This is a genomic window from Paenibacillus cisolokensis (assembly GCF_050481165.1).
In the GTDB taxonomy this organism is placed as follows: Bacteria; Bacillota; Bacilli; order Paenibacillales; family Paenibacillaceae; genus Paenibacillus_AH; species Paenibacillus_AH cisolokensis.
Genome location: NZ_JBCNFP010000185.1, coordinates 1 through 1,198 on the forward strand (window position 1 = coordinate 1; position 1,198 = coordinate 1,198).

The 1,198-nt window shown below is 45.6% G+C and carries 1 protein-coding gene; it reads left to right on the forward strand.

Annotated features, from left to right (window positions below; all coding sequences use genetic code 11):
• The first annotated feature begins 107 nt into the window (after positions 1 to 107).
• The gene (locus tag ABEV74_RS22740; protein ID WP_430149920.1) at positions 108 to 1,145 is read left to right on the forward strand and encodes an IS30 family transposase; all 1,038 of its coding nucleotides are present in this window, start codon (positions 108 to 110) and stop codon (positions 1,143 to 1,145) included.
• Positions 1,146 to 1,198: the final 53 nt, after the last annotated feature.

Consider the following 1,198-nt stretch of genomic DNA (forward strand, 5'->3'; position numbering starts at 1 on the left):
GGTTCATTGTAAAATTAAATGCAACAAGTAAATACCAAAAAAAGCCACGGTAATACCGATGTAAGGATTAGGTCTAGCAAACCAATCCATAACAGGAGGCATTACCAATGGCTCATTCCCATCATAACACAGAGAAACGAACCTTTACACACCTCACAGCGTTTGATCGGGGTCAAATTCAAGCCCTGCACAAGCAAGGTAAACCGTTACAGACTATTGCTGATGAAATTGGTTGCCACAAGTCAACGATTTCACGGGAGCTTAAACGTGGCAGCGTCACACAGAGGAGATCGGATCTAACAGAGCATACAGTCTATTTCCCTGACACTGGACAAGCCGTCTATGAGAAGAATCGTTCTCGCTGTGGCGCGAAATACAAGCTCGCAGAGGCCTCTGAATTCATCCAATTCGCTGTGGAGAAGATACTGAAGGATCATTGGTCGCCAGACGCCATATGCGGCTATGTGAAGGCTCAGAAGCAGTTCGAGAATGCCAGGGTTTGCACGAAAACACTGTATCATTATATCGATCTGGGGTTACTTTCCGTGAAGAATATAGACCTCCCCTTGAAAGTGTCACGAAACACGAAGAAGAAACGCATACGACAACATAAGAAGGTTCTCGGAACAAGCATTGAGCAGCGCCCAGCGCATATCGATGAGCGTGAGGAATTCGGGCACTGGGAAATCGATACCGTACTGGGTTCTCGGGCGAAGGGAGCTGCCCTTCTCACCCTAACAGAGCGCAAGACGCGTAACGAGCACATTCTTAAGATCGATCAAAAGACAGCAGAATGCGTGAAGCAAGCTCTCCAGGCACTCAAGCAATCCTATGGCTCTTCATTCTCTAAAGTCTTTAAGACGATCACGGCTGACAACGGTTCTGAATTCAGTGAATTGAGTCAAGCGCTAGATACCGACCAAAAAGTGTATTACACTCATCCTTACACATCAAGCGAAAGAGGAACAAACGAACGCCACAACGGACTCATTCGAAGATTCATCCCTAAGGGTAAGTCCATTGACGACATAGATGAATCGATCATTGACTATGTGGAGAACTGGTGTAACACGCTCCCCAGAAAGATACTGGGCTATCGCTCACCAAATGATGTGTACCATGAAGAGGTCAAATCAATCGCCTAATCTTACAAATTATGGTTTATCGTGAGTTGTTGCATTTATTCTTGCAATTTACG

Coding starts and splice junctions, on each gene's coding strand:
- ABEV74_RS22740 (WP_430149920.1), top strand. CDS start 108: ATGGCTCATTCCCATCATAACACAGAGAAACGAACCTTTACACACCTC.